Annotated in this window: 26 protein-coding genes and 1 pseudogene; 19 read left to right on the plus strand and 8 right to left on the minus strand. The window is 74.1% G+C overall.

What is annotated here, in order from left to right; all coding sequences use genetic code 11:
• The first annotated feature begins 16 nt into the window (after positions 1-16).
• Complete coding sequence (locus OHQ87_RS02170) at positions 17-931, plus strand: DUF2567 domain-containing protein (RefSeq protein ID WP_442930651.1); 915 nt, start codon at positions 17-19, stop codon at positions 929-931.
• Here the strand turns inward: OHQ87_RS02170 and OHQ87_RS02175 are convergent.
• Positions 846-1,541: an LON peptidase substrate-binding domain-containing protein gene (locus OHQ87_RS02175; RefSeq protein WP_328344429.1), complete on the minus strand. Its 696-nt coding sequence runs from the start codon at positions 1,539-1,541 to the stop codon at positions 846-848. The two genes, OHQ87_RS02170 and OHQ87_RS02175, sit on opposite strands and share 86 nt — an antisense overlap.
• 106 nt (positions 1,542-1,647) lie before the next feature.
• On the opposite strand from OHQ87_RS02175, the gene hisD reads away from it, so the two are divergent.
• From hisD to hisF, 12 genes are all read left to right on the plus strand, one after another.
• On the plus strand, positions 1,648-2,970 hold the full coding sequence (gene hisD, locus OHQ87_RS02180; protein ID WP_328344431.1) for a histidinol dehydrogenase: 1,323 nt from the start codon (positions 1,648-1,650) through the stop codon (positions 2,968-2,970).
• Positions 2,967-4,040 (plus strand): histidinol-phosphate transaminase, encoded by a 1,074-nt coding sequence (locus tag OHQ87_RS02185; RefSeq protein WP_328344433.1) that lies wholly within the window; start codon positions 2,967-2,969, stop codon positions 4,038-4,040. Before hisD ends, OHQ87_RS02185 begins: the two co-directional genes overlap by 4 nt.
• Positions 4,037-4,648, plus strand: coding sequence for an imidazoleglycerol-phosphate dehydratase HisB (hisB, locus tag OHQ87_RS02190; RefSeq protein WP_328344435.1), 612 nt, complete (start codon positions 4,037-4,039; stop codon positions 4,646-4,648). Before OHQ87_RS02185 ends, hisB begins: the two co-directional genes overlap by 4 nt.
• Positions 4,649-4,715: 67 nt before the next feature.
• The gene (locus tag OHQ87_RS02195) at positions 4,716-4,886 is read left to right on the plus strand and encodes a hypothetical protein (RefSeq protein WP_168222542.1); all 171 of its coding nucleotides are present in this window, start codon (positions 4,716-4,718) and stop codon (positions 4,884-4,886) included.
• An 89-nt stretch (positions 4,887-4,975) separates the two neighbouring features.
• Positions 4,976-5,587, plus strand: a complete 612-nt coding sequence (hisH, locus tag OHQ87_RS02200; protein WP_328348718.1) for an imidazole glycerol phosphate synthase subunit HisH — start codon at positions 4,976-4,978, stop codon at positions 5,585-5,587.
• Between the two features lie 24 nt (positions 5,588-5,611).
• On the plus strand, positions 5,612-5,935 hold the full coding sequence (locus tag OHQ87_RS02205) for a hypothetical protein (protein WP_067301738.1): 324 nt from the start codon (positions 5,612-5,614) through the stop codon (positions 5,933-5,935).
• A gap of 16 nt (positions 5,936-5,951) precedes the next feature.
• Entirely contained in the window at positions 5,952-6,680 is a 729-nt protein-coding gene (gene priA, locus OHQ87_RS02210) for a bifunctional 1-(5-phosphoribosyl)-5-((5-phosphoribosylamino)methylideneamino)imidazole-4-carboxamide isomerase/phosphoribosylanthranilate isomerase PriA (protein WP_328344438.1), read from the plus strand.
• Positions 6,677-7,099 carry a RidA family protein gene (locus tag OHQ87_RS02215; protein ID WP_328344440.1) on the plus strand — a complete coding sequence of 141 codons (423 nt, stop codon included), beginning with the start codon at positions 6,677-6,679 and terminating at the stop codon, positions 7,097-7,099. The genes priA and OHQ87_RS02215 overlap by 4 nt, the downstream gene beginning before the upstream one ends.
• 105 nt (positions 7,100-7,204) lie before the next feature.
• On the plus strand, positions 7,205-7,651 hold the full coding sequence (locus tag OHQ87_RS02220) for a MarR family winged helix-turn-helix transcriptional regulator (RefSeq protein WP_328344442.1): 447 nt from the start codon (positions 7,205-7,207) through the stop codon (positions 7,649-7,651).
• Between the two features lie 5 nt (positions 7,652-7,656).
• A complete protein-coding gene (locus tag OHQ87_RS02225; protein ID WP_328348719.1) occupies positions 7,657-8,088 on the plus strand; it encodes an organic hydroperoxide resistance protein in 432 nt (143 codons plus the stop codon).
• A 46-nt stretch (positions 8,089-8,134) separates the two neighbouring features.
• Entirely contained in the window at positions 8,135-9,133 is a 999-nt protein-coding gene (locus OHQ87_RS02230) for an NADP-dependent oxidoreductase (RefSeq protein WP_328344443.1), read from the plus strand.
• 184 nt (positions 9,134-9,317) lie between these two features.
• The gene (hisF, locus tag OHQ87_RS02235) at positions 9,318-10,085 is read left to right on the plus strand and encodes an imidazole glycerol phosphate synthase subunit HisF (protein ID WP_328344445.1); all 768 of its coding nucleotides are present in this window, start codon (positions 9,318-9,320) and stop codon (positions 10,083-10,085) included.
• Positions 10,086-10,201: 116 nt separating this feature from the next.
• Here hisF and OHQ87_RS02240 read toward each other — a convergent pair whose 3' ends face one another.
• Positions 10,202-10,660, minus strand: a complete 459-nt coding sequence (locus OHQ87_RS02240) for a hypothetical protein (protein ID WP_328344447.1) — start codon at positions 10,658-10,660, stop codon at positions 10,202-10,204.
• Between the two features lie 38 nt (positions 10,661-10,698).
• The gene (yczE, locus tag OHQ87_RS02245) at positions 10,699-11,505 is read right to left on the minus strand and encodes a membrane protein YczE (RefSeq protein ID WP_442930652.1); all 807 of its coding nucleotides are present in this window, start codon (positions 11,503-11,505) and stop codon (positions 10,699-10,701) included.
• 58 nt (positions 11,506-11,563) lie between these two features.
• Between yczE and yczR the strand changes: the two genes are divergently transcribed.
• Positions 11,564-13,024, plus strand: a complete 1,461-nt coding sequence (gene yczR, locus OHQ87_RS02250) for a MocR-like transcription factor YczR (protein ID WP_328344449.1) — start codon at positions 11,564-11,566, stop codon at positions 13,022-13,024.
• 157 nt (positions 13,025-13,181) lie between these two features.
• On the plus strand, positions 13,182-14,486 hold the full coding sequence (locus OHQ87_RS02255) for a low temperature requirement protein A (RefSeq protein WP_328344451.1): 1,305 nt from the start codon (positions 13,182-13,184) through the stop codon (positions 14,484-14,486).
• 58 nt (positions 14,487-14,544) lie between these two features.
• On the opposite strand, the gene OHQ87_RS02260 is transcribed toward OHQ87_RS02255, so the two are convergent.
• Both OHQ87_RS02260 and OHQ87_RS02265 read right to left on the minus strand, forming a co-directional pair.
• Positions 14,545-16,371: an AMP-dependent synthetase/ligase gene (locus OHQ87_RS02260; protein WP_328344453.1), complete on the minus strand. Its 1,827-nt coding sequence runs from the start codon at positions 16,369-16,371 to the stop codon at positions 14,545-14,547.
• 138 nt (positions 16,372-16,509) lie between these two features.
• Positions 16,510-17,139 (minus strand): TIGR03085 family metal-binding protein, encoded by a 630-nt coding sequence (locus OHQ87_RS02265; protein ID WP_328344455.1) that lies wholly within the window; start codon positions 17,137-17,139, stop codon positions 16,510-16,512.
• Between the two features lie 165 nt (positions 17,140-17,304).
• On the opposite strand from OHQ87_RS02265, the gene OHQ87_RS02270 reads away from it, so the two are divergent.
• The 3 genes from OHQ87_RS02270 to OHQ87_RS02280 all read left to right on the plus strand — a co-directional run bounded on the left by OHQ87_RS02270 (position 17,305) and on the right by OHQ87_RS02280 (position 21,954).
• Positions 17,305-19,179, plus strand: a complete 1,875-nt coding sequence (locus OHQ87_RS02270; protein WP_328344457.1) for an ABC transporter ATP-binding protein — start codon at positions 17,305-17,307, stop codon at positions 19,177-19,179.
• Between the two features lie 115 nt (positions 19,180-19,294).
• Entirely contained in the window at positions 19,295-21,082 is a 1,788-nt protein-coding gene (locus OHQ87_RS02275; protein ID WP_442930653.1) for an ABC transporter ATP-binding protein, read from the plus strand.
• Between the two features lie 119 nt (positions 21,083-21,201).
• Positions 21,202-21,954 carry a DUF2470 domain-containing protein gene (locus tag OHQ87_RS02280; RefSeq protein ID WP_328344459.1) on the plus strand — a complete coding sequence of 251 codons (753 nt, stop codon included), beginning with the start codon at positions 21,202-21,204 and terminating at the stop codon, positions 21,952-21,954.
• 192 nt (positions 21,955-22,146) lie between these two features.
• Here the strand turns inward: OHQ87_RS02280 and OHQ87_RS02285 are convergent, their stop codons facing one another.
• Genes OHQ87_RS02285 through OHQ87_RS02295 form a run of 3 tightly spaced genes read right to left on the minus strand, consistent with a single transcriptional unit; the run spans position 22,147 to position 24,253 of the window.
• The gene (locus OHQ87_RS02285) at positions 22,147-22,752 is read right to left on the minus strand and encodes a TetR/AcrR family transcriptional regulator (RefSeq protein ID WP_328344461.1); all 606 of its coding nucleotides are present in this window, start codon (positions 22,750-22,752) and stop codon (positions 22,147-22,149) included.
• A gap of 5 nt (positions 22,753-22,757) precedes the next feature.
• Positions 22,758-23,513 (minus strand): ABC transporter permease, encoded by a 756-nt coding sequence (locus tag OHQ87_RS02290; RefSeq protein ID WP_328344463.1) that lies wholly within the window; start codon positions 23,511-23,513, stop codon positions 22,758-22,760.
• Complete coding sequence (locus OHQ87_RS02295; RefSeq protein WP_328344464.1) at positions 23,510-24,253, minus strand: ABC transporter ATP-binding protein; 744 nt, start codon at positions 24,251-24,253, stop codon at positions 23,510-23,512. Before OHQ87_RS02295 ends, OHQ87_RS02290 begins: the two co-directional genes overlap by 4 nt.
• A gap of 641 nt (positions 24,254-24,894) precedes the next feature.
• Here OHQ87_RS02295 and OHQ87_RS02300 point away from each other — a divergent pair.
• Positions 24,895-25,218, plus strand: a pseudogene (locus tag OHQ87_RS02300) (phosphoribosyl-AMP cyclohydrolase); the annotation flags it as partial.
• Positions 25,219-25,325 lie beyond the last annotated feature (107 nt).

A 25,325-nucleotide genomic window follows, 5' to 3' on the forward strand; every position in this document is an offset into this window, starting at 1 on the left:
CTGAGAGGATCATCGGGTGAGCCCGGACACCCCCGATCCGCACCGCCCCGCCGACGCCCCGGCGGGTGCCGTGCCGACCCCGGACGCCCTCACCACCGGGCCACCGGCCGGCGGGACAGCGGCCGACGGGCCACCGGCCGACGGGACAGCGGCCGCGTCCGGGTACGACCCGGGTGGGTCGTACCTGCCGTGGCCGCCGCCGTACGCCGGGCTGCCGCAGCCTCCCGACGCGCGGCCCCGGCACACCACGGCGGTGGCGTTCGCCCTCGCGTGCGGCCTGACCGCGCTCGGGGCGTTGCTGGGGCTGCTCTGGGCGGCGCTGGCTCCGGACACCCCGGTGCGCAAGACCGCCGAGGGGGCCGTCTACGCCCAACCCCAGCCGGAGCAGCCGATCGCCGCCGACGGCTGGTTCAGCCTGCTCGGGCTCGGCTTCGGGGTGCTCGCCGCGATCGCGGTGTGGACGCTGCTGCGCCGCCGACGCGGGCCGGCGCACCTGGCCGCGCTGACCGTCGGCGCGCTCGGTGCCGCCCTGGTCGCCTGGCAGGTGGGCCGCCGGATCGGGCTGGCCGGCTACCAGCGGCTGCTGGACACCGCCCCCGCCGGTACGCCGTTCGACAAGCCGGCAGACCTGCGGGCCGGTGGCATCGAACGGGTCTTCGGGGTGCTGCCGGTGCCGTACGGCAACCTGCTGCTGCCGGCGTTCGCCGCCGCCGTGACGTACACCCTGCTGGCCGGCTGGTCTCGTTGGCCGTCGCTGCGCCCGGAGCCGGAGCCCGGCGGACCCGAATGGCCGGGCGGACCCGAATGGCCCGGCGTCTCCGGTGCCCCCGGTGGGGTGGGCGGGGTCAGTTGGGGGTCGGCGGGGACGCCAGCTCCGACAGCGGCACCGGAACCGCCCGCACCTGACGCAGCAGGGCCGACTCGCGGTTGAGCAGCCGCAGCTCGGCGCGGAGCCGGGCGGCGGTGTCGTCGATGGCGAGCAGCCGCTGCCGGTCCGCCACGGTCAGCACCGCGGTGGCCGCGACCAGGTGCGACAGCACCGTCGGGTCCTCCGGTAGCTGCTCGGACAGCTCCTCCGGGTCGGCCCGGATCAGCCCCAGGTACTGCCGGAACACCGCGATCACCCGGGCCGCCAGTAGCTCCGCGGCCTCGTCCGGGCCGGTCGGCTCGGGCAGCCACTCGACGTCGGCGGTCAGGTAGGGGGCGGCCTCCCGGTCGACGTCGACGACCCGGAACCGCCGCCGACCCACCGTGACGATGTCGAAGCCCCCGTCGTCCAGCTCGGTGACCTGGCGCAGCTCGGCCGTGCAGCCCACCTCGTGCAGGGTCACCTCGCCGCCGCCCGGGGTGGTCCCCGGGCCCGGGGCGACCTCCCAGCCGGAACGGATCGCCACCACACCGAACTCCCGGGGCACCCCCTCGGGCCGTCCGACCAGGTCCCGCACCAGGTGGCGGTAACGCTCCTCGAAGATGTGCAACGGCAGCACCAGACCTGGGAAGAGCACCGTTGCGAGGGGAAACACCGGCAGCCGTGCGGTCACGCGTCCGAGCGTAGCCCGATCCCGCGAGGTCGGCGTGTCCCGGCTCACCGTCCCGCGGTACGGGCGGCGCGGGTCGCCCCGGGAGCCGCCGCCTAGACTCGGGAGCGTGTTGAATCGGATCGACCTGCGCGGCGGGTTCCGTGACCCGCGCCGCCTGCTGCCCCGTGCCCAGCTCGACGTCTCCGTGGCCGTCGAGCGGATCCGCCCGCTCGTCGAGGCGGTCCGGGACCATGGGTACCCGGCGATCCGGGAGGCGAGCGAGCGGTTCGACGGCATCAGCCCGCCGGTGCTGCGGGTGCCGACCGAGGCGATCACCGAGGCGGAGGGGACGCTCGACCCCGACGTGCGGGCCGCCCTGCTGGAGTCGATCGACCGGGCCCGGCGGGTGCACGACGACCAGCGCCGCACCGACCACACCACCCAGGTCGTGCCGGGCGGCACCGTCACCGAGCGCTGGGTGCCTGTCGACCGGGTCGGCCTCTACGTCCCCGGCGGGCTGGCGATGTACCCGTCGACCGTGGTGATGAACGTGGTCCCGGCCCAGGCGGCAGGGGTCCGCTCGCTGGTGGTGGTCAGCCCGCCGCAGCAGGACAACGGGGGCCTGCCGGACGCCCGGGTGCTCGCCGCCTGCGCGCTGCTCGGCGTCGACGAGGTGTACGCCGTCGGCGGCGCCCAGGCGGTCGCCATGCTGGCGTACGGCGCGGCGGTGGACCCCGAGGGCACCCTGCGCTGCGAGCCGGTCGACATGATCACCGGGCCGGGCAACATCTGGGTCACCGCCGCCAAGCGGCTGCTGCGCGGCGTGGTCGGCATCGACGCCGAGGCCGGCCCGACCGAGATCGCCGTGCTGGCCGACGACACCGCCGACCCGGCGCACGTCGCCGCCGACCTGATCAGCCAGGCCGAGCACGACCCGCTGGCGGCCAGCGTGCTGGTCACCCCGTCGGTCGAGCTGGCCGACGCGGTGGACCGGGAGCTGACCCGGCAGGTGCCGGCCACCAAGCACGCCGAGCGGGTCGGCACCGCGCTCGGCGGGGAGCAGAGCGGCATCGTGCTGGTCGACGACCTCGACGCCGGGTTGCGGGTGGTCGACGCGTACGCCGCCGAGCACCTGGAGATCCAGACCCGGGACGCCCGCGAGTGGGCACTGCGGGTACGCAACGCCGGGGCGATCTTCGTGGGCGCCTGGGCGCCGGTCTCGCTCGGCGACTACTGCGCCGGCTCCAACCACGTGCTGCCCACCGGGGGCTGCGCCCGGCACTCGTCCGGCCTGTCCGTGCAGTCCTTCCTGCGCGGGGTGCACCTGGTGGAGTACACCCGGGAGGCGCTGCGCGACGTCGCGCCGCACGTGGTGACCCTGGCCAACGTGGAGGACCTGCCGGCGCACGGCCAGGCGGTCGCGGTGCGCTTCGTCGGGGAGTCGTCGTGACCACCCTGGACGACCTGCCCGTCCGCGACGACCTGCGGGGCCGCTCGCCGTACGGTGCGCCGCAGCTCGACGTGGCGGTCCGGCTGAACACCAACGAGAACTCCTACCCGCTCCCCGAGCCGGTGGTGGAGGCGATCGGCAAGGCGCTCGCCGCCGAGCTGCGGGACCTCAACCGTTACCCGGACCGCGACGCGCTGGCGCTCCGCGCCGACCTGGCCGGCTACCTGGGCGACGGGATCACCGCGGAGCAGGTCTGGGCGGCCAACGGCTCCAACGAGATCCAGCAGCAGCTGCTCCAGGCGTTCGGTGGGCCGGGGCGGTGTGCGCTGGGCTTCGTGCCGGCGTACTCGATGCATCCGTTGCTGGCCCTGGGCACCGGCACCCGGTGGGTCCCGGCGCAGCGGGGGGTGGACTTCGGGCTGACCGCCGACGAGGCGGTCGCCGAGGTCCGGGCGCACCGCCCCGACGTGGTCTTCCTCTGCTCGCCGAACAACCCGACAGGCACCGCGCTCGACCCGGCGGTGGTCAGCGCCGTGCTGGACGCCACGCCCGGCATGGTGGTCGTCGACGAGGCGTACGCCGAGTTCGCCCGCCCCGGCACGGGTAACGCCCTGGCGCTGCTGCCCGGCCACCCGAGGCTGGTGGTGACCCGGACGATGAGCAAGGCGTTCGGCTTCGCCGGTGGCCGGCTGGGCTACCTGGTCGCCGATCCGGCGGTGGTGGCGGCGGTGCAGCTGGTCCGGCTGCCCTATCACCTCTCGACGCTCACCCAGGCCGCCGCCCGCGCGGCGTTGGCGCACCGCGACGCCCTGCTCGGCACCGTCGACGCGATCAAGGTGCAGCGGGACCGGATCGTGAGCACGCTGCGGTCCCGGGGGCACCGGGTGGCCGACAGCGACGCCAACTTCGTGCTCTTCGCCGTCGGCGGTGACCAGTCGGTGGCCTGGCAGAGCCTGCTCGACGCCGGGGTGCTGGTCCGGGACGTCGGCCTCCCCGGCTGGCTGCGGGTCACCGCCGGCACCCCCGCCGAGACCGACGCCTTCCTCACCGCGATGGAGAAACTGTCATGAGTCGCACCGCCCGGGTGGAGCGGATCACCAAGGAGACCAAGGTCCTCGTCGAGATCGACCTCGACGGCACCGGCCAGGCCGAGATCAGCACCGGGGTCGGCTTCTACGACCACATGCTGCACCAGATCGCCCGGCACGGCGGCTTCGACCTGACCATCCGCACCGTCGGTGACCTGGAGATCGACGCCCACCACACGATGGAGGACACCGCGCTGGCCCTGGGCGCCGCGTTCGACCAGGCGCTCGGTGACAAGGCCGGCATCCGGCGGTACGGCTCGGCCACCGTCCCGATGGACGAGGTGCTCGTCCGGGCCGCCGTCGACCTGTCCGGCCGCCCGTACGTGGTGCACGACGAGCCGGCGCTGACCCCGTACATCGGGCCGGTCTACCCGACCAGCATGACCCGGCACATCTGGGAGTCCTTCGGCCAGTCGGCCCGGGTGACCCTGCACGTGGACGTGCTGCGGGCGGCCCGTCCCGGCGGCCACCCGGACGCGCACCACGTGGTGGAGGCCCAGTTCAAGGCGGTCTCCCGGGCGCTGCGGGAGGCCACCGCGCTCGACCCGCGCAACGCCGGTGTGGTGCCCAGCACCAAGGGCGCGCTGTGACCGGCACGCCCCGCCCCGGCCCGGCCCTGCGACGTGGCCCGGCGGACCGGGCCGGAGGGCGGCGCTGATGGGCCCGGTGCTGCCGACCCTGCTGCTGATCCTCGCCGGCATCCTCGTCGGCGGGGCCTGGTCGTTGTACCGGCAGGACGCGCCGCGCGGTGCGATCGTGGTCACCGGGCTGCTCGCCGTGCTGGCCACCGTCGGCGGCGTGCTCTGGCTGCTACCCGGGGAGGGCTGATGAGCGAGCAGGTCGCCGGAGCCGACACGGGCACGGGCGGGCGGGTCGTCGGAGCCGACACCGGCACGGGCGGGCGCGGTAAGCGGATCGTGGTGCTCGACTACGGCTCGGGCAACCTGCGCTCGGCCGAGCGGGCCCTGGCCCACGCCGGGGCGGACGTGACGGTCACCGCCGACCTTGCCGCCGCCGCCGAGGCCGACGGGCTGGTGGTGCCGGGCGTCGGGGCGTACGCGGCCTGCATGGCCGGGATCGAGGCGTCGGGTGCCGGCCCGGTGATCGCCGAACGGGTCGCCGCCGGTCGGCCGGTGCTCGGCATCTGCGTGGGCATGCAGGTGCTCTTCGCGCACGGCGACGAGCACGGGGTGGTGACCAAGGGGCTGGGGTTGTTGCCGGGCGGGGTGACCCGGCTGCCCGCCGAGCGGTTGCCGCACATGGGCTGGAACACGGTGACGCCGCCTGCCGGTTCGGTGCTCTTCGCCGGGCTGCCCGCCGACAGCCGCTTCTACTTCGTGCACTCCTACGGGGTGCTCGACCAGCCGGCGTTGACCGCGGCGGGGGCCAGGGTCACCACCGCGCACCACGGCACGGACTTCGTCGCCGCGGTGGAGTGGGGTGCGCTGTCGGCCGCCCAGTTCCACCCGGAGAAGTCGGCCGAGACCGGTGCCGTGCTGCTGCGCAACTGGCTGGCCACGGTTGACTGAGAGCCGGACCGGGTCGGGGGCTCGGTGAGCAAGGAACGGGCCCGTCGGCGGGCCGTCCGGGAGGCGGAGGCGGCCCGCGACCGCGTCGTACGACAGCGCAAGCTGGCCCGTCGGCAGCGTCGCCGCGCCCTGGTCCGCCGGGTCACCCCGCAGTGGCGGCGGGGCCGGACGGGTCGACTTGCCCGGCGCAGCCGGGGGGAGCGGGCCGCCATCGTCGGGTTGACCGCGGCGGCGCTGGCGCTGATCTGGGTGTTCGTCGACGATCTCGCGCTGCGGTTGGTGCTTGTCGTGCTGTTGCTGCTGGTCCTGCCGGCGATCGTGGTGATCGCCCTGGACCGTCGGATCTGATCGAGGAGTAGGAAACGTGAGCCTGACCCTGTTGCCCGCTGTGGACGTCGCCGACGGCCAGGCCGTCCGGCTCGTGCAGGGCGCCGCCGGCAGCGAGACCGCCTACGGCGATCCGCTGGACGCGGCGCTGGCCTGGCAGAACGACGGCGCGGAGTGGATCCACCTGGTCGACCTGGACGCGGCCTTCGGCCGGGGCTCCAACGCCGCCCTCCTCGCCGAGGTGGTCGGCAAGCTGGACGTGCGGGTGGAGCTCTCCGGCGGCATCCGGGACGACGCGTCGCTGCGGGCCGCGCTCGGCACCGGGGCGGCCCGGGTGAACATCGGCACCGCCGCCCTGGAGGACCCGCAGTGGTGCGACCGGATCTGCGCCGAGTACGGCGACCGGGTGGCGATCGGCCTGGACGTGCGGGGTCGTACCCTCTCGGCGCGCGGCTGGACCCGCGACGGCGGTGACCTGTGGGAGGTGCTGGCCCGGCTGGACGCCGCCGGCGCGTCCCGGTACGTGGTGACCGACATCACCAAGGACGGCACGATGCGCGGGCCGAACCTGGACCTGCTCCGCGAGGTGTGTGCCCGCACCGACGCCCCGGTGATCGCCTCCGGCGGGGTCTCGACCCTGGACGACCTGCGCGCCCTGGCGACCCTGGAGTCGGCAGGCGTGGAGGGCGTGATCGCCGGCAAGGCGCTCTACGCGGGCGCGTTCACGGTGGCCGAGGCGCTGGCCACGCTCCGGGCCGCCGGGTGACCGACGTCGAGCTGCTGCCGGGTGACGACGCGATCGTCACCCGGCTCGGCTCGGGCGGCCCCTGGGAGGCCGTGTACGGCTACTCCCGGGTGGTCCGGGCCGGTCGGTCGGCCTGGACGGCCGGCTGCACGTCCACGGTCGACGGGGTGGTGACGCACGTCGGTGACGCCGCCGCGCAGACCGCGCAGGCGTTGCGGATCGGCCTGGCCGCCCTGGCCGAGGTGGGCGCGTCCGCCGCCGACGTGGTGCGGACCCGGATGTACGTGACCGACCGGCTCTTCGCCGACGAGGTCGGCCGGGCGCACAACGCCGTCTTCGGCGCGATCCGGCCCGCCGCCACCATGGTCGTGGTCGCCGGCCTGCTCGACCCCGACCACCTGGTGGAGATCGAGCTGGAGGCACACCTGCCCCCGGCCTGATCCTCCGGTCGGCGTCGTCCTCCGGTCGGCGACCCGGGCGGGTGACGGGGGCCACCTCCGGCCAGATGAGTTGTGCACAATTTAATTGCGGGCTACAGTTTCCGGGTGAGTGAGAATCTGGTGCTGCGTCGGCAGGTGTGCTTCGCCCTCTATGCGGCGTCCCGCGCGCTCACCGACGTCTACCGGCCCATCCTCGACGAGTTCGGGCTCACCTACCCGCAGTACCTGGTGCTGCTGGTGCTCTGGGAGCGGGGCGACGACCCACCCACGGTCTCCGAGCTGGGGGCGGCGCTGCGGCTCGACTCCGGCACGCTCTCCCCGCTGCTCAAGCGGTTGGCGGCGGCGGGCCTGGTGGTCCGCACCCGCTCCGCGCACGACGAACGCCGGGTGGAGGTGGGGCTCACCGCCGACGGCGCGGCCCTGCGCCAGCGGATGACCGACGTGCCGCTGCGGGTGGCCTGTGCCACCGGCCTCGACGAGGCCGAACTCGTCGCGTTGCGCGACATCCTCACCCGCGTCACCGAGACGATCCACCGACAGAAGGAGCAGTGATCCCCATGCAGGTGCTCTACACCGCCTCCGCGACGGCCACCGGCGACGGCCGTGACGGCCACGTCCGCACCTCCGACGCCACGGTCGAGCTGGACCTGGCCATCCCGAAGGAGATGGGCGGCGCGGGCGGCGCGGCCAACCCCGAGCAGCTCTTCGCCGCCGGCTACGCGGCCTGCTTCCACTCCGCGCTGCGCCTGGTCGCCCGCCGGGCCAAGGCCGACGTGACCGGCTCGGTCGTCGAGGCCGAGGTCGGCATCGGCCCGAACGGCAGCGGTGGCTTCGGCCTGGCCGTCACCCTGGTGGTGGACCTGCCTGCCGTCGAGCGCTCTGCCGCACAGCAGTTGGTCGAGGCCGCCCATCAGGTCTGCCCGTACTCGAACGCCACCCGGGGCAACATCGAGGTGGCGCTCACCGTGCGCGAGGCCGCCGCGGCCTGAGCGCCGCACCGGCCCACCACCATCGCGTACGAGAGGACGACACCGGATGACCAGCAACCGTGAGATCCACCTGGCCTCCCGCCCACAGGGGTGGCCGACCGCAGACGACTTCCGCCTCGTCGAGACCGAGGTGCCCACCCCGGGTCCGGGGCAGATCGTGGTCCGCAACCAGTTCATGTCGGTCGACCCGTACATGCGCGGCCGGATGAACGACGCCAAGTCCTACGTGCCGCCGTTCGCCCTGGACGCCCCGCTCGACGGCGGCGCGATCGGCGAGGTGGTGGCCGGTGGTGCCGACGGGATCAGTGTCGGCGACACCGTGCTGCACGGGCTCGGCTGGCGGGAGTACGCGCTGCTCGACGGTGCGTCCGCCCGCCGGGTCGACCCGACCGCCGCCCCGGTGAGTGCCTACCTGAGCGTGCTCGGGATGACCGGGCTGACCGCGTACGCCGGGCTGCTCGACGTGGCGGCGATGCAGCCGGGGGAGACCGTGTTCGTCTCCGGCGCGGCCGGCGCGGTGGGCAGCATGGTCGGCCAGATCGCCAAGCTCCGGGGTGCCGGCCGGGTGATCGGCAGCGCCGGTTCGCCGGCCAAGGTGAAGCGGCTGACGGCGCTCGGCTTCGACGCCGCCTTCGACTACCACGACGGCCCGGTGCGGGATTCGCTGAAGGCCGCCGCCCCGGACGGGATCGACGTCTACTTCGACAACGTCGGTGGCGAGCACCTGGAGGCCGCCATCGGCGCGATGAAGCTGCACGGTCGGGCCGCCATCTGCGGCATGATCGCGCAGTACAACTCGGCTGAGCCGCCGGCCGCACCGCGCAACCTGGCGCTTGTCATCGGCAAGCGGCTGACCCTGCGTGGTTTCCTGGTCGGCGACCACGGCGACCTGCGCGAGCAGTTCGTCGCCGAGGTGGCCGGCTGGCTGCGCGAGGGCCGGCTCTCCTACGACGAGACGATCGTCGACGGCATCGGCAACGCCCCCGAGGCGTTCCTCGGCCTACTACGCGGCGAAAACCTCGGCAAGATGCTGGTCCGCCTCTAACCCCCCCACCCCCACCCCCCACCCCCACCCCCCGGCGGGTGGTGACCAGGATGACCGTGTTGATCAAGAGGTTTGCGTCATTCTTGAAGATCGAACTGACGCAAACCTCTTGATCACCGGCGCCTCCCGGGGGCGGACACACGGGGCGGTCGTCGGTGTGACCGGGGTTGGATAGGCTCACGGCATGACGGTGGCGGTGCGGGTGATCCCGTGTCTGGACGTGGACGCCGGTCGGGTGGTCAAGGGGGTCAACTTCCTCGACCTGCGCGACGCCGGTGACCCGGTGGAGCTGGCGGCGGCGTACGACCGGGCCGGCGCGGACGAGTTGACCTTCCTGGACGTCACCGCGTCCTCCAGCGACCGGGGCACCATGCTCGACGTGGTACGCCGTACCGCCGAGTCCGTCTTCATCCCGCTCACCGTCGGCGGCGGCGTCCGGCAGGTCGCCGACGTGGACACCCTGCTGCGGGCCGGAGCCGACAAGGTGGGGGTGAACACCGCCGCCATCGCCCGCCCCGAGCTGATCGCCGAGATCGCCGACCGGTTCGGCCGGCAGGTGCTGGTGCTCTCGCTGGACGTCAGGCGGGCCCCCGCCGGCACCACCCCCAGCGGTTTCGAGGTGACCACCCACGGTGGCCGCCGGGGCACCGGGCTCGACGCGGTCGAGTGGGCGGCGCGTGGGGCCGAGTTGGGCGCGGGGGAGATCCTGCTCAATTCGATGGATGCCGACGGCACCAAGGCCGGCTTCGACCTGACCCTGATCGAGGCGGTCCGGGCGGTGGTCGACGTGCCGGTGATCGCCAGCGGCGGGGCCGGCCGGGTCGCGCACTTCCCACCCGCGATCGGCGCGGGCGCCGACGCGGTGCTCGCCGCCAGCGTGTTCCACTTCGGCGAGTTGACCGTCGGCGAGGTCAAGGACGCCCTGCGCGCCGCCGGCCACCCCGTCCGCTGACGATCCGCGCCGCCATTCACCCGGCCCCCTGATCCGGACCGCCGGCCCACCCGGGCACCCTGATCCGGACCGCCGGCCCACCCGGGCACCCTGATCCGCGCGCCGAGCGCGATGCATCAGCGGCCGGTCTGGCCCTCCGGGGAGCGGCGCGGGGCCGGGATCGACCGGACCACGTACTCCTGCACGGCGGCGGCGTGGTCCTCCTCGGGCAGGTGCCACTGCGCGCTGCCCGGAGCGTGTCGCCGGACGAGCACCCCCTGGACGCTGTCGACCGTGCCGCCGACCCCGGCCCGGGGCCGGGTACGCCAGAGCTGCTCCCCGTCGGGGGTGATCCGGAACCAACCGTCGGAGACGGTGACCAGCCCCGCCCCGACCAGCCGCTGGACCGCTGTCTCCACGTCGAGCCGTTCGGGTATCGCCTGGTTGAGGTGGTCGGCGGTGGACAGCACGTCAGTGAGCCGGACCCCCTCCGGGCGGCGGGAATCCACCGCGCGGCGGTGCCGTCCGGCCCCGCTGGCGATCACCAGTGACACGAAGATCCAGGCGTCCGTCCAGCGCCACGCGTTCTCCCCCATGCACGAATGATGCCTGTAGGTGTCCGTTGAGGAAACACCTACTTTCCCCCTGTCGTGTCAACGCAGCTCAGCGTGGTCACCTCCGGACGCCCCGAGCCTGGTTTCGGCGGGAACGGTGCCCGGGGGCCCGGTTCCGCGGCGACCGGTGCCATCTCGCCCGGTGCGGTGGCGACCGGTGCCGGGTGGCCCGGTGCGGTGGCAGCCGGTGCCGGGTGGCCCCGTTCCGCAGCGCCAGGTGCCGCGGGGACGGCGAAGCGCGGGATGAAGAACTGGGCCAACGGGCCGATGCCGAGCGCGTAGGCGACGGTGCCGAGGCCCACCGTGCCGCCGAGCAGCCAGCCCAGGGCCAGCACGGTGACCTCGATGACGGTGCGGACCAGCCGGACCGAGGGGCCCGGCCGGCGGGCGACGTAGCCGGTCATCAGGCCGTCGCGGGGGCCGGGGCCGAGCCGGGCGCCGAGGTAGAGGCCGGTGGCGGCACCGTTGGCGACGATGCCGCCGAGCAGCAGGCCGATCCGGGCGGGCAGCGGCAGCCCGGCCGGCAGCAGGGCCACCGTGGCATCCACCACCAGGCCGATCACCACCACGTTGCTCACCGTGCCGAGCCCGGGGCGTTGCCGCAGCGGGATCCAGAGCAGCAGCACCACAGCGCCGACCGCGATGGTCACGGTGCCGAACGACAGGCCGGTCTGCCGGGCCAACCCCTGGTGGAAGACGTCCCACGGGTCCAGGCCGAGCCCGGAGCGGATCATCATGGCCATGCTGACGCCGTAGAGGACCAGCCCGGCGTAGAGCTGGGTGAGCCGCCGGGCGGGGCGGTGCCGGAGATTGCCAATCGAAGCCATGCATGCCACCCTAGGGTCCAATACCGCGCAGAGAAGAGCCAATTCTGGAGGGGTGGCCGTGACCAGCCAGGTGCGAGGGGTCCAATTGGCTCGGCTGCTCGGGCAGTGGCACGCCCTGCCGGGCCGTCGCCGCAACCCCGACTACGCCGCGCTCGCCGCCGCCGTCCGGGGCCTGCTCGCCGACGGTCGCCTCCCCCTGGGGGTACGCCTGCCGGCCGAGCGGGAGCTGGCCGAGGCGCTGCGGATCAGCCGCACCACGGTCACCGCCGCGTACCGGCAGTTGCGGGAGACCGGCCACCTGGCCAGTCGGCGCGGCGCGGGGAGCTGGACCATGCTGCCCGGCACCCACCGGGTCGCCAGCACCGGCCTGTGGACCCCGCTGGACGACCGCGACATGATCGACCTCGGGGTGGCCGCGCTGTCCGCCCCGCCCGAACTGGTGCCGGCGGCCCGCGCCGCCGTGGAGGACCTGCCGCGCTACCTGTCCGGTGCGGGCTACCACCCGACCGGCATCGTCGAGCTGCGTGAGGCGGTCGCCCGGGCGTACACCGGGCGGGGGTTGCCGACCAGCGCCGAGCAGATCATGGTGACCAGCGGCACCCAGCACGCCCTGGACCTGGTGCTGCGGCTGGCCCTCGCGCCCGGCGGGAACGTCCTGGTGGAGTCACCCACCTACCCGAACGCGCTCGCCGCGCTGGCCGCCCGGCGGGCCCGGATCAGCACCCACGGCCTTGCCGTCGACGGTGCCGGCTGGGACGCCGACCTGCTGCTGGGCAGCGTCCGGCAGACCCGGCCCAAACTGGCGTACCTGATCCCCGAGTTCCAGAACCCGACCGGGCACCTGATGCCCGCCGAGCTGCGGGAGCGGCTGGTCGCCACCGCGCACGCCGCCGGCACCGACCTGGTCGTCGACGAGTCCTTCGTGGACCTGCCGCTGGACGGCACGCCGCTGCCCCCGCCGGTCGCCGTCTTCGACAGGCACTCCCGGGTGATCTCCATCGGGGGGATGAGCAAGCCGTACTGGGGTGGCCTGCGGATCGGTTGGGTACGCGCCTCAGCCCCGCAGGTGCAGCGGCTGGCCGCGGCCCGGGTCGGGGTGGACATGGCCAGCCCGGTGCTCGACCAACTGGTGGCGGTGCACCTGCTCGCCCAGGCCCCGGCCATCGTCGCGGCCCGCCGTACCCAGCTCGCCACCCAACGGGACGCCCTGCTCGACGTGCTCGCCGAGCGGCTGCCGGACTGGCGGGTCGGCGTGCCCCGCGGCGGCGTCACGCTCTGGGTCGAGCTGGACGGCCCGATCTCCAGCGCCCTGGCCCGGGCCGCCGAGGAGGTCGGCGTACGGCTGGCTCCCGGCCCCCGGTTCGGCCTGGACGGCACCCTGGAGCGCTTCCTGCGACTGCCCTTCACCCTGCCCGTCGCCGACCTGGTGGAGGCGGTCGGCCGGCTGGCCGCCATTCGTTACGACCTCGACCGGGGCGCCGGCCGCCCAGGCTGGCGGGAACCGGCCGTCATCGCCTGATCCCGGCTTCCGCCCGGGGCCGCCGCCGCGCCCGAGGCCACCGCCCGCGTCCGGCGCCGAAGTAGCCGACCCGCCGGATTGGCCGACCTGCCGGGAGTGGCCGACCGGTCGGAGTGAACCGGCCTGGCCGGCCGGCGTCGACTGGGAGACTGCCGGTGTGGGCAGCCGGAGGTGGTCGCATGGTGTCCGGCTCGGTGCGCCCGGCTCCCGGACCACCCGGCTGGAACTCTTCTACGACCTGGTCTTCGTCTTCGCCTTCTTCAACGTCACCACGTTGACCTCGCAACAGCCCACCGTCAGCAACCTGCTGCGCTGCCTGCTGGTGCTGGGATTGCTGTGGTGGTGCTGGACCGGGTTCGCGGGCCTCGGCAACATCGTCCGCGCCGACCAGGGGCTGCTGCCGGTGGTCGGCTTCCTCACCCTCACCGCCACCTTCCTGCTGGCGCTGACCATGCCCGGGGCGTTCAACGACCGGCCCGGCGGGCTGAACGGCCCGCTGGTCTTCGTCAGCTGCTACTTCCTGGTCCGGGCCTGTCAGTTGGCCGTCCTAGGCGTGGTGGCCCGGGGCGACCCGGCCCGGTGGCGGCAGTGGAGGCGGCTCGTGCTGCTGCCGGCGACCGCCACGGCGTTGCTGATCGTCTCCGCGCTGCTGCCGCGGAGGATCGCCGAGGACGGCACCGCGACCGCCCTGCAGCTCACCCTCTGGACGGTCGCCCTGCTGGTGGAGTACGTGGCCGGGGTGCGCCTGGGCGGGGCCTACTGGGCGGTGGTCTCCGCCGGGCACTGGGCGGAACGGCACGCCCTGATGGTCCTGATCGCGCTCGGCGAGTCGATCATCGCGTTGGGGGTCGGCCCGAACTTCGTCACCGGTCTGCCGCTGACCTGGCCGGTGGTGATCGCGGCGGCGCTCGGCATCGTCGTCGTGTCGGTGCTGTGGTGGGCCTACTTCGACACCCTGGCGCTCGCCTTGGAGCAGGCGTTGCACCGCAGCCGTGACCCGGCGTCCCGGGCCCGGTTGGCCCGGGACGCCTACACCTACCTGCACCTGCCGATCGTCGCCGGGGTGATCTTCTTCGCCCTCGGGCTCAAGGACCTGCTGGCCGAGGTGGCCGACCCGGGCACCCCGGAGTGGGGAGTGCCGTTGGGCGGCTACTGGGTGCTGGTGCTCTACGGCGGGGTGAGCCTCTATCTGCTCAGCCTCGTCGCCTGCGGGCTGCGGGCGGTGCGGGTGCTGCGCTGGCCGCCGGTGCTGGCGGTGCTGGCGTTGGGCGCGCTCGCCCCGCTGGGGGCCCGGGTGCCCGAGGTGGGCGCGTTGACCCTGCTGGCCCTGGTCTGCGTCGCCCTGGTCGTGGTGGAGACCCGGGGGCAGGGCCGCCGTCGGCACCGGGTGCGCCAGTTGGCCCTGGAGGAGGAGGAAGCCGCCGAGACCGAGCAGAGCCGGTGGCGTCACGAACACCTATGACCGGCCGGCGGCCGTGTCCCGGGACGGGAGGACACGGACGCCGGCCGGTCACCGGCGGTCAGATCTCGGCCAGGCTGCCCGCGTACATCCTGTCGATCTCGGCGGCGAAGTTGCTCTCCACCCCGCGGCGCTTGATCTTCAGCGACGGGGTCATCTCGCCGTCCTCGATGGTCAGGTCGCGGGGCAGCACGGTGACCTTCTTGATCGTCTCCCAGCGGTTGAGCTTGGCGTTGAGCTGGGCGACGTGTTCCTCGACCATGGCCCGCGCCTCGGGTGAGGCGACGATCTCGGCGTAGTCACGCCCCTCGAGCGGGCCGCCCACCGCCCAGCCCCGGATCGCGTCCGGGTCCAGGCTGACAAGCATGGTGCAGTAGTTGCGGGCCTGACCGATCACGATCGCCTGCGAGGTGTACGGGCAGATCGCCTTGAACATGCCCTCGATGTGTGACGGCGCGACGTACTTGCCGCCGGAGGTCTTGACCAGGTCCTTCTTCCGGTCGGTGATGCGCAGGTAGCCGTCGTCGGTGAGGCTGCCGATGTCGCCGGTGCGGAAGAAGCCGTCCCCGGTGAACGCGGCGGCGGTCTCCTCGGGCAGGTTGTGGTAGCCGCGCATCACCGGCCGACCCCGGACCAGGATCTCGCCGTCGGTGTCGATCCGGCACTCCAGGTCGCCCATCGCCCGGCCGACGGTGCCGATCCGCAACCCGTCGGGCGGGTTGACGAAGTTGCCGGCGCTGGTCTCGGTCAGGCCGTACCCCTCGGAGATGGGCAGGTTGGCCGCGGCGAAGAAGGTGGCGATCTCCGCGCTCAGCGGGGCCGCGCCGGAGACGAGCACCCGGATCCGCCCGCCGAGCCGGGCCTGGAGCTTGCTGAACACCAGCTTCTCGGCCACCGCGTACCTGAGTTTGAGGCCGCCCGGGACCGGTCGGCCGGCCTGCTCCAGGGCGACCTTCTCCTTGCCGACCGCGACGGCCCAGGCGAAGATCTTGGCCTTCGCGCCGCCGGCGTCCTGTGCGGTGGTGACCGCCTTGTTGTAGACCTTCTCGTAGACCCGGGGCGCCCCGCACATCAGCGTCGGCCGGATCACCCCGAGCAGGTCGACCAGCCTGTCCACCCGGCCGTCGACGTAGGTCGGCAGGCCGACGTGCGTCGAGCCGCAGAGCAGCGTCTTGCCGAACGAGTGGGACAGCGGCAACCACAGGTACTGCACGTCGTCGTCGCGCAGCAGGCCCGTCTCGGCCTGCACCACCCCCTCCCAGCACCAGCCGCCGTGCAGCAGCTCGACCCCCTTCGGCCGGCCGGTGGTGCCCGAGGTGTAGATCAGCGTGGCCAGGTGCTCCGGGCCGACCGGGGCGACCAGCCGGGCGATCAGGTCGGGATCGGCGGCCAGCGCCCGCGCGCCCTGCTCCTCCAGCTCGGCCAGGGTGAGCTGGGGCACCGCGGCGGCCGGGTCGGGGGTGCCGTCGAAGAGCACCACGTGGGTCAGCGCGGGCAGCTGCGCCCCGGCGATCTTCGCGGCCTGGGCCGGGTTCTCGGCGAACAGCACCCGGGAGCCGGAGTCGGCGACGATGTACGTCGCGTCCTGCGGCTCGGTGGTCGGGTAGACGGTGGTGGTCGCGCCGCCCGCGCACATGATGCCGAAGTCGGCGATGATCCAGTCCAGCCGGGTGTTGGCCAGGATCGCCACCGGGTCCTCCAGCCCGACCCCGAGCCCGTGCAGGCCGGCGGCGACCGCGTCGGCCCGCCGGCCGACCTGCGCCCAGGTCAGCCAGACCGGCCCGGAGTCGTCCGCCGCCGGGTGGGCGAAGGCGTGCCGGTCGGGGGTCGCGGCCACCCGCTTGCGGAACATGTCGGGGATGGAGCGGTACGGGACATCGAGAGCCATCGCGGTAGCCGCCTTCGGGGGTGGGTGACGTGACGGGGGTCACGTCGCTCTGCGGTTACCGAAGGGTATTGCCTGCACGGGGGCATCGGCTAGCCCTCGAACCTGTGAGGCGGCTGAGTGGTGCGCGCGGTCGGCCGGTCAGAGTCCCAGCGGGGCGGTGCGCAGCCGTTCGGTAAGCGCGGGCGGGCCGTCGAGCTGGACCCGGGCCACCCGTTGCCGGCCGGAGAGGAACAGCACCAGCTCGCCGGGGGAACCGACCAGTCGTACCCGGTCGCCACCCCGACCGGTGGTCACCTCGCCGTGGCCGGGTGCCTGCACCAGCAGGTTCGCCGGGAAACGTCGGGCCCGGGTCCGGGCCAGCAGGGCGACCGGCTTCCACAGACGGGCGGCCAGCCCGGCCGGGAGGTCCCGGGGATGCCACCCCGACCGGGCCCGCCGGACGTCCTCGTGGTGGATGAAGAACTCCATCGTGTTGGCCAGCTCGTCGGCGAGCGGGTTGCTGACCGGGCTCCACAGCGGTGGGCGGCGCACCTGACCGACCAGCTCCGGCCAGGGCCGGGCGGCCACCCGCAGGCGCACCCGCTCGGCGTACCCGTGCAGGGGCGGCAGCAGGATGCCGCCGGCGGCGTCCGGGCGGCGCTCCCGCACCACCAGGTGGGCGGCGAGGTCCCGGGCGGTCCACCCCTCGTTGATCGTGGGGGCGTCCGGGCCCACTTCCAGCATCAGGTCGGCGAGCGCCTCGCGCTCCGATCGGGCGTACCGCGGCATGCAGCGATCGTAGGTCGGGCGGCCGTCGTCGGCGCGGCGAGTGGCCCGCTGCCGCCCGGCACGCCGGGGCGGCGACGTGATGGTGGACATACGACGCAGGGCGGCAGAGGTGGCGGCGACCGGTAAGGATAAGGGAGATAATTGCGGCTTACGGCGGGGGAGAGCGTGGCGAGCGGGACGAGTCGGGACGTCATCCAGCGGGGGCTGTCGGTCCTCGGCCGGGCGATCCGGGAACAACCGCGCATCTTCGCGGTGGCGGTCGCCGGCAGCGTGCTCTTCGGCGGGCTGGTGATCGTCAGCGCGTACGTGGTCGGCGCGGTCGTCGGCGACGTGGTGGTGCCGGCGGTGGAGTCCGGTGAGGTCGGTACGGGGACACTGGCCCTGGCCGCGGTGGCGCTGTTCGGGATCAGCGTGCTGCGGGTGGTGGGCATCTTCGGCCGACGGCTCGGTGCCGGCTACATGCAGTTCCGCCTCCAGGCCGCCTACCGCCGTCAGGTCACCCGCCGCTACCTGGAGCTGCCGCTGGCCTGGCACCACCGCAACGCCACAGGCACCCTGCTGTCCAACGCCAATTCCGACGTCGAGGCGGCCTGGTACCCGATCGCGCCGCTGCCGTTCGCGGTCGGCACGCTGGTGATGCTGGTCGGCGCGGTCGGTTCGCTCTTCGCCACCGACTGGGCGCTCGCCCTGGTCGGGCTCGCCGTGTTCCCCGCCCTGTTCGCGCTCAACGTGGTCTACTCCCGCCGGATGGCCCCCCGCCAGGCCCGCGCGCAGCGGTTGCGGGCCGAGGTCAGCGGCATCGCCCACGAGAGCTTCGACGGCGCCCTGGTGGTCAAGACCATGGGCCGGGAGGCCCAGGAGACCGCCCGGTTCGCCGGCCGTGCCGGGCAGCTGCGGGACGCGCTGATCTCGGTCGGCCGGCTGCGGGGGGTCTTCGACCCGCTGCTGGAGACGCTGCCCAGCCTCGGCACCCTGGCCGTACTCGTGGTCGGCACGATCCGGCTGCGGCAGGGCGCGATCAGCGTCACCGAGCTGGTCAGCGTCGCCTTCCTCTTCACCGTGCTGGCCTTCCCGGTGCGGGCCATCGGCTGGGTGCTGGCCGAGCTGCCGCGCAGCGTGGCCGGCTGGGACCGGGTCAGCCGGGTGCTCGACGCCACCGGCGAGATGCCCTACGGAGACGTCACCCTGGACCGCGACGGACCGCCCGCCACCCTCGCCTTCGACGGCGTCCACTTCGGGTACGAACCGGCCGAGGCGCACCTGCCCGGGACGCAGGTGCTCGGCGAGGTCGCTTTCACCGTGCCGGCCGGGCGGACGGTGGCGCTTGTCGGCCCGACCGGCGCCGGCAAGTCCACCATCGCCTCGCTGGCGGTCCGGCTGGTCGACCCGGACGCCGGCACGGTCACCCTGGACGGGGTGGACGTCCGGCAGCTCACCGCGGAGTCGCTCGCCTCGACCGCCGCCCTGGTCGCCCAGGTGCCGTTCGTCTTCGACGACACGGTCCGGGCCAACATCGGCCTGGACCGGCCGGGCATCGGCGACGAGGACGTCTGGGCGGCGCTGCGGCTGGCCGAGGCGGACGGTTTCGTCGCCGCCCTCCCCGACGGGCTCGACACCATGGTCGGTGAGCGGGGCACCTCGCTCTCCGGCGGCCAGCGGCAACGGCTCACCCTGGCCCGCGCGCTGGCCGGTCGGCCCCGGCTGCTGGTGCTCGACGACGCCACCAGCGCTGTCGACCCCCGGGTCGAGGCCGCCATCCTGGCCGGGCTGCGCGCCCCGGCCCCCGGCCAGCACGCCGCCGCGTCGATCCTGGTGGTGGCGTACCGGCGGGCCACCATCGCGCTCGCCGACGAGGTGATCTACCTGGAGCAGGGCCGGGTGCTGGCCCGGGGCACCCACACCGAGCTGCTGGCCACCGTGCCCGGCTACGTCGACCTGGTCACCGCCTACGAGCAGGCCGAGCAGGAACGGGAACAGAACCGGACATACGACGAGGTCGCCCCGCTGCCGTCGGGCCTGGAAATCGAGGTGGACCGGTGAGTGCGAGGAGTGCAGCGCAGCGGAGCCCCGCAGTCGCGAACGGAAGGTCGGTCCGGTGAGTGCGAGGAGTGCAGCGCAGCGGAGCCCCGCAGTCGCGAACGAGAGGTCGGCACCGGTGGGCGTGGGTACGGGTGACGGGGAGGAGCGGGTCGAGGGGACCTGGCAGACGTTGCGGCGGGGGTTGGCGCTCTCGCCGGAGCTGCGTACCGGGCTGGCCGGCACGATCGCCCTGGCGCTCGTCTACATGGTCGGCCGGGTGGCCGTACCGGTCGCCGTGCAGCGCGGCATCGACCAGGGGATCGCCGTACCCGGTGGCCCGGATCTCGGGGTGATCGTCACCGTGGTCACCGCCACGGCGGCGGTGCTGGTGGTCACCACCGCCTGCGGCTACCTGATGATGCGGCGGCTGTTCACGGTCAGCGAGACCGCGCTGGCCAACGTCCGGACCAGGGCGTTCCGGCACGTGCACGACCTGTCGATGCTGCACCAGCAGTCGGAGCGGCGCGGTTCGCTGGTCTCCCGGGTGACAAGCGACGTCGACCAGATCACCCAGTTCCTCCAGTGGGGCGGGGTGATCCTCATCGTCAACCTGGGCCAGCTCGCCGTCACCACGGCCGTGATGCTGGCGTACTCCTGGCAGTTGACGCTCGTGGTGCTCGTCGCGTTCGCGCCGGCGGTGTTGATGATCAGGCTGTTGCAACGCCGGTTGGCCGGCGCCTACGGGATGGTCCGGCAGCGGATGGGCACCCTGCTCGGCACGATCGCCGAGAGCGTGGTGGGCGCGCCGGTGATCCGGGCGTACGGGGTGTCCGGGCGGACGGCCCGGCGGCTGGACGCGGCGATCGAGGGGCAGCGGGTGGCGCAGCAGCGGGCCATCCGGATCAGCATCCTGGGTAGCTCGGTGGGGGAGTTGGCGGCCGGTGTGGCGCTGGCCGGGGTGGTGGTGGTCGGGGTGTCCCTCGGGGCGGACCGGACGCTGTCCGTCGGCCAGCTCACCGCGTTCCTGTTCCTGGTCACCCTCTTCATCCAGCCGGTGCAGATCGCCACCGAGGTGCTCAACGAGGCGCAGAACGCGATCGCCGGCTGGCGTCGGGTGCTCGACGTGCTGGACATCGCGCCGGACGTGGCCGACCCGGGGGAGCAGGGCCGGGAACTGCCGGTGGGGCCGTTGGACATCCGCTTCGCCGAGGTGACGTTCGCCTATCCCGGTGGGCCGCCGGTGCTGCACGGCGTCACCCTGGACATCGCGGCGAAGAGCCGGGTGGCGGTGGTCGGCGAGACCGGCAGCGGCAAGACCACCTTCGCCAAGCTGCTCACCCGGCTGATGGATCCGACCGAGGGGCGGGTGTTGCTGTCCGGGGTGCCGTTGGACGAGGTGCGCTTCGATTCGTTGCGGTCGCGGGTGGTGATGGTGCCGCAGGACGGGTTCCTGTTCGACGCCACGGTCGGGGAGAACGTCCGTTTCGCCCGCCCCGAGTTGACCGACGCGGAACTCACCGCCGCCTTCACCGAGCTGGGCCTGGCCGACTGGTTGGACGGCCTGCCGGCCGGTCTGGCCACCCCGGTGGGCGAGCGGGGGGAGGCGCTGAGCGTCGGGGAGCGGCAGTTGGTCGCGCTGGCGCGGGCGTACGTGGCGGATCCGGACCTGCTGGTCCTGGACGAGGCGACAAGCGCCGTCGACCCGGCCACCGAGGTACGCCTGCAACGCACCCTGGACGCGGTGACCCGGGGCCGGACCACGCTGGCCATCGCACACCGGCTCTCCACCGCGCAGGCCGCCGACGAGGTGGTGGTGGTGGACCGGGGCCGGATCGTGCAGCGTGGCCCGCACGAGGAGCTGGTCCGTGACCCCGACTCGATCTACGGCCTGCTCTACGCCTCCTGGCTGGAACAGACCCGCTGACGGTCTGCCGCGCTGCCTCCGCCCGGCACCGGCTACGGGGCCGGGGCGGTCCGCGGCGGGTGGCCGGCTTCCGGGTGCTACCCTCCGGGTTAGGTAAGCCTAACCTTCGGAGGTGCCCGATGGCCCCGACCCCCGCTGAGCGGATCCGTACCCTGGTGGCTGGCCGGCTGCCCGGCCTGGTGCACCTCGCCCACCGGCCCGGCCCGTTCCACGTCCGGCACGCCACCGACCGGGAGGGGCGGGTGTTGCTGCTGGTCCCGGTCTTCAGCGACCTCGCTGCCGAACTGGACCCGGGTGCCGTCCGGGACGTCGCCGTGGTGCTCGACGTGCTCGACCTGCCCCCGGCCGCCGGAGCGCCGTCCGCCGGGCGGGCCTGGGTGTCGGGCTGGGCGATGCCGCTGCACGGCGGGTCGGCCCGTCGCGCCGCCGCCGACTTCGCCGCCGTGGACCCGACCGGCGACCTGCTCGACGTCGGCAGCCGTTTCCGGCTGCACCGCTTCGAGGTGGCCGAGGCCCGGTTGGAGACCGCCGGTGTGGTGCACCGGGTCGACCCCGGCGAGTACGCCGCCGCCGAACCGGATCCGCTGCACGCCGACGAGGCCGCGTTGCTGGCCGACCTCGCCGACCACCACGGGCCGGCGGTGGTCGCGTACCTGCGCCGTCGGCTCGACCTGACCGACGACGAACCCCGGGTGGTACGCCTCGACCGCTACGGCCTGGTCGTGGCGTACGGCCGACCCGGCGATCGCCGCCGAGCCCGCCTCCCCTTCCCCCACCCGGTGACCCACCCGGCGCAACTGCCCCACCTCCTGCACCCCATGCTCTGCACCCACCCCACCCCCCACCTCCAACCCACCCACCCCCACCCCTGACCCCCCACCCCCCACCCCCCCCCCCCCCCCCCCACCTCCCGCCCTCCCGCCCTCCCGCCCCCCTTTGTCCCCGGTGATCAAGAGGTTTGCGTCACGACAGACGTCTGGCATGACGCAAACCTCTTGATCACCGGGGTGGGGACGGGGCGGGGACGGGGCGGGGACGGGGCGGGGTGGGGGGTGGGTGGGTGGTCAGGGGGTGGTGGGGGGTAGGGGGGCGGTGAGGTAGCGGTGGATGGTGGGGCCGAGGGTGGCGGCCAGGGTGTCGGGGGTCGCGGAGGCGACCGGTTCCAGCCGGATCACGTAGCGCATCATGGCCAGGCCGATCATCTGGGTGGCCACCAGGGCGCCGCGCAGCGGCAGCTCCGCCGGGGGCAGGTCGAGGTGGTCGAGCACCCGGCGTAGCACCTGGGTGACCAGGAACTCGCGCATCAGCCGGGCGGTCCACTCGTTGCCGGTCGCCGACCGGAGCAGGGCCACCGCCGCCGCCCCGGCCGGCGAGTCCCACACCCCGAGGAACGTGCGGACCAGTCGTTGCCCGATCTCGTCCGGGTCGCCGGCCAGCACGGCGGGCAGCAGCGCGGCCGGGTCGACCGGGATGTCGACGGTGGCCCGGAACAGCTCCTCCTTGCTGCCGAAGTAATGGTGCACCAGGGCCGGGTCGACCCCGGCGGCGGTGGCGATCTGCCGGATCGAGGTGGCGTCGAAGCCGCGCTCGGCGAATGCCGACCGGGCGGCGGCGAGGATCGCCTCCCGGGTGTCGGGGTTGCCGGGGCGGCGGCCGGTCCGGCGGGGCATCGGGCTCAACCGCTGCGCCGGCGCAGGGTCGCCGCCGCCAGCACCAGGGCCACCAGCGCCGCGCCGGCCACGATCGCGAGGTCCCGCCACATCAGGCCGGTCGGTTCGGGGTGCGCGCCGACCTCCTGGAGCGCCTCCACCGCGTACGACAGGGGCAGCGCGTCGCTGACCGCCTGGAGCCAGCCGGCCATCTGCCCGCGCGGCACGAAGAGCCCGCACAGCAGCAGTTGCGGGGCGACCACCACCGGCATGAACTGCACCGCCTGGAACTCGGTACGGGCGAAGGCGCTGCAGAACAGCCCCAGCGCGACGGCCAGCACCGCGTTCACGGCGGCGATTCCGACCACCAACCCGGCGGATCCGGCAGTGGTCAACCCGAGCAGCTGGTACGCCACCGCGGCGGCGACTGTCGACTGCACCACCCCGGCCAGCCCGAATGCGATGCCGTAACCGAAGAGCAGGTCGAGCTTGCCCAGCGGGGTGGTGAGCAGTCGTTCCAACGTCCCGCTGGTGCGCTCACGCAGCATCGCGATACTGGTCACCAGGAACATGATGATGAACGGGAAGAAGCCCAGCATCACCAGGGCGACCCGGTCGAAGGGGGCCGGCTGGCCGGGCGGGGCGGGCTGGTCGTCGTACATGTAGTAGACCAGGGTGAGCAGCACCGTGGGCACCACCACCAGCAGCGCCACCGTACGCCTGTCGTGCCGCAGTTGGCGCAGGATGCGCCAGGTGGTGGCGGCCAGGATCGTCGGGTTCACGCCGCCGCCTCCCCGGTGGTCGACGGGCCGGCCTCGCCGGCCCGGATCAGCCGCAGGAACGCCTCCTCCAGGTCGTCCACCCCGGTGGCGGCGCGGACGGCGTCCGGGGTGTCGTCGGCGATCAGCCGGCCGTGGCGGATCAGCAGCAGCCGGTCGCAGCGGGCCGCCTCGTCCATCACGTGGCTGGACACCAGCAGGGTGGTCCCGGCGGCCGCCAGGGCGTGGAACCGGGCCCACAGGTCGGCCCGCAGCACCGGGTCCTGCCCGACCGTGGGCTCGTCCAGGACGACCAGTTCCGGCTCGCCGACCAGCGCGCAGGCCAACGAGGCGCGGCTGCGTTGCCCGCCGGAGAGGGTGCCGACCAGTTGCCCGGCGGCGGCGGCCAGGCCGACGTCGGTGACCGCCCGGTCTGCGTCGGCGGCGGTACGCCCCTGGAGGGCGGCGAAGTACCTGGCGTTCTCCCGGACGGTCAGGTCGGCGTAGACGCTGGGCGCCTGGGTCAGGTAGCCGACCCGGTGGCGCAGCTCGGCCGCGCCGGCCGGACGACCCAGCACGGTGACCGTGCCCGAGCTGACGGTCTGCACCCCGACCACGGCCCGCATCAGGGTGGTCTTGCCGCTGCCGCTCGGGCCGAGCAGCCCGGTGACCGCGCCGCGCGGCACCGCGCAGCCGATGCCGTCCAGCACCCGTCGTCGACCCCGGTCGACCACCAGGTCACGGACGGCGATGGCGTCGTCCATCGCACCTCCTCGGTAATTCATCACCTGTTGAACTCAACGATAGATGAATTACCCGGTGCTTCGCAACGACCTGTCACCGGGTGCCCCCGGGGCGCGGCGGTCCCCGACACGCCCGGGTCTGGAAGTCGGGCACCAGCCTTCGGATCGGGCGTCAGCCTTCGGACCAGGGCACTAGCCTTCGGATCGGGCGTCAGCCTCCGGACCGGACAGGTGGTCCGCCTTCGGGCATTGCGCCCCGATCGGGCCTGCGGCACGATGGCGCGGTGGATCACGCTCCGTTGCCGGAGGCCGCCTTCCTGGCCGACTGGACCGACCGGTTGCGCGCGTCCGCCGAGCGCCCGGTGGTCGGAATCCTGCTGCGCGGCAGCCACGCCCGGGGGGCCGCCACCGTGTGCAGCGACGTCGATCTCGACGTCCTGGTCGCCGCGATCGCCCCGCCCACCCCGCCGTACGACGTCCGGCTCGCCTACCTGGCCGAGGCCGACGGGCGGATCGTGCACGTCTCGGTGGCCGCCCGGGACGTCCGCTCCTGGGTCGACCGGCTCGGCGAGCCGGCCGACTGGGCGTTCGGCTTGCCGGTGACCACCCCGGCCCGACTGCTCTGGGCCGACCCGACCTGGCGCCGGCGGATCGACCTGCCGGTGCTCTGCCAGCCCGCCGACCAGCCCCGCCTGGAGGAACTGGTCGCCACCCTCGGCAAGGTGGCCGGGGCCTGCGCCGGTGACGACCCGCTCGGCGTCCGGCTGGCCGCCGCCGACCTGGCCCGGCTCTGCCCGAGCGTGCTGCGCCCGGCCAACCCCGGTGTCCGGGTGGCGTCCCGGCGGACCGCCTTCGCCGCCGCCCTGGACCTGCCGGTCGCGCCGCCGGGTTACCGCGACGACATGTTGCTCTGCCTGGGGGTACGCCCCGGTCTGACCGTCGAGGTCGCCGCCGCCGCGGCCCGCCTGGTGACCGGGGTGCTCCCGCTGGTCCGCCCGTACGCCGACCGGATCGCCGAGACGGCCGGCGCGGACCTCGCCCTGGCCCTGCTCGACGGCCGGTTGGACAGGTACGTCGCCCAGTTGTCCCGGGC

It is taken from the genome of Micromonospora sp. NBC_00421, assembly GCF_036017915.1.
In the GTDB taxonomy this organism is placed as follows: Bacteria; Actinomycetota; Actinomycetes; order Mycobacteriales; family Micromonosporaceae; genus Micromonospora.

What these genes read in the sequence shown, in the direction of transcription:
- OHQ87_RS02195 (WP_168222542.1), top strand. Translation starts at nt 4,716, where the DNA reads ATGGGCCCGGTGCTGCCGACCCTGCTGCTGATCCTCGCCGGCATCCTC.
- OHQ87_RS02260 (WP_328344453.1), bottom strand. Translation starts at nt 16,371, where the DNA reads ATGGCTCTCGATGTCCCGTACCGCTCCATCCCCGACATGTTCCGCAAG.
- OHQ87_RS02265 (WP_328344455.1), bottom strand. Translation starts at nt 17,139, where the DNA reads ATGCCGCGGTACGCCCGATCGGAGCGCGAGGCGCTCGCCGACCTGATG.
- yczE (WP_442930652.1), bottom strand. Translation starts at nt 11,505, where the DNA reads ATGGCTTCGATTGGCAATCTCCGGCACCGCCCCGCCCGGCGGCTCACC.
- OHQ87_RS02285 (WP_328344461.1), bottom strand. Translation starts at nt 22,752, where the DNA reads ATGCCCCGCCGGACCGGCCGCCGCCCCGGCAACCCCGACACCCGGGAG.
- hisB (WP_328344435.1), top strand. Translation starts at nt 4,037, where the DNA reads ATGAGTCGCACCGCCCGGGTGGAGCGGATCACCAAGGAGACCAAGGTC.
- OHQ87_RS02280 (WP_328344459.1), top strand. Translation starts at nt 21,202, where the DNA reads ATGGCCCCGACCCCCGCTGAGCGGATCCGTACCCTGGTGGCTGGCCGG.
- OHQ87_RS02295 (WP_328344464.1), bottom strand. Translation starts at nt 24,253, where the DNA reads ATGGACGACGCCATCGCCGTCCGTGACCTGGTGGTCGACCGGGGTCGA.
- OHQ87_RS02240 (WP_328344447.1), bottom strand. Translation starts at nt 10,660, where the DNA reads ATGGGGGAGAACGCGTGGCGCTGGACGGACGCCTGGATCTTCGTGTCA.
- hisF (WP_328344445.1), top strand. Translation starts at nt 9,318, where the DNA reads ATGACGGTGGCGGTGCGGGTGATCCCGTGTCTGGACGTGGACGCCGGT.
- OHQ87_RS02230 (WP_328344443.1), top strand. Translation starts at nt 8,135, where the DNA reads ATGACCAGCAACCGTGAGATCCACCTGGCCTCCCGCCCACAGGGGTGG.
- OHQ87_RS02225 (WP_328348719.1), top strand. Translation starts at nt 7,657, where the DNA reads ATGCAGGTGCTCTACACCGCCTCCGCGACGGCCACCGGCGACGGCCGT.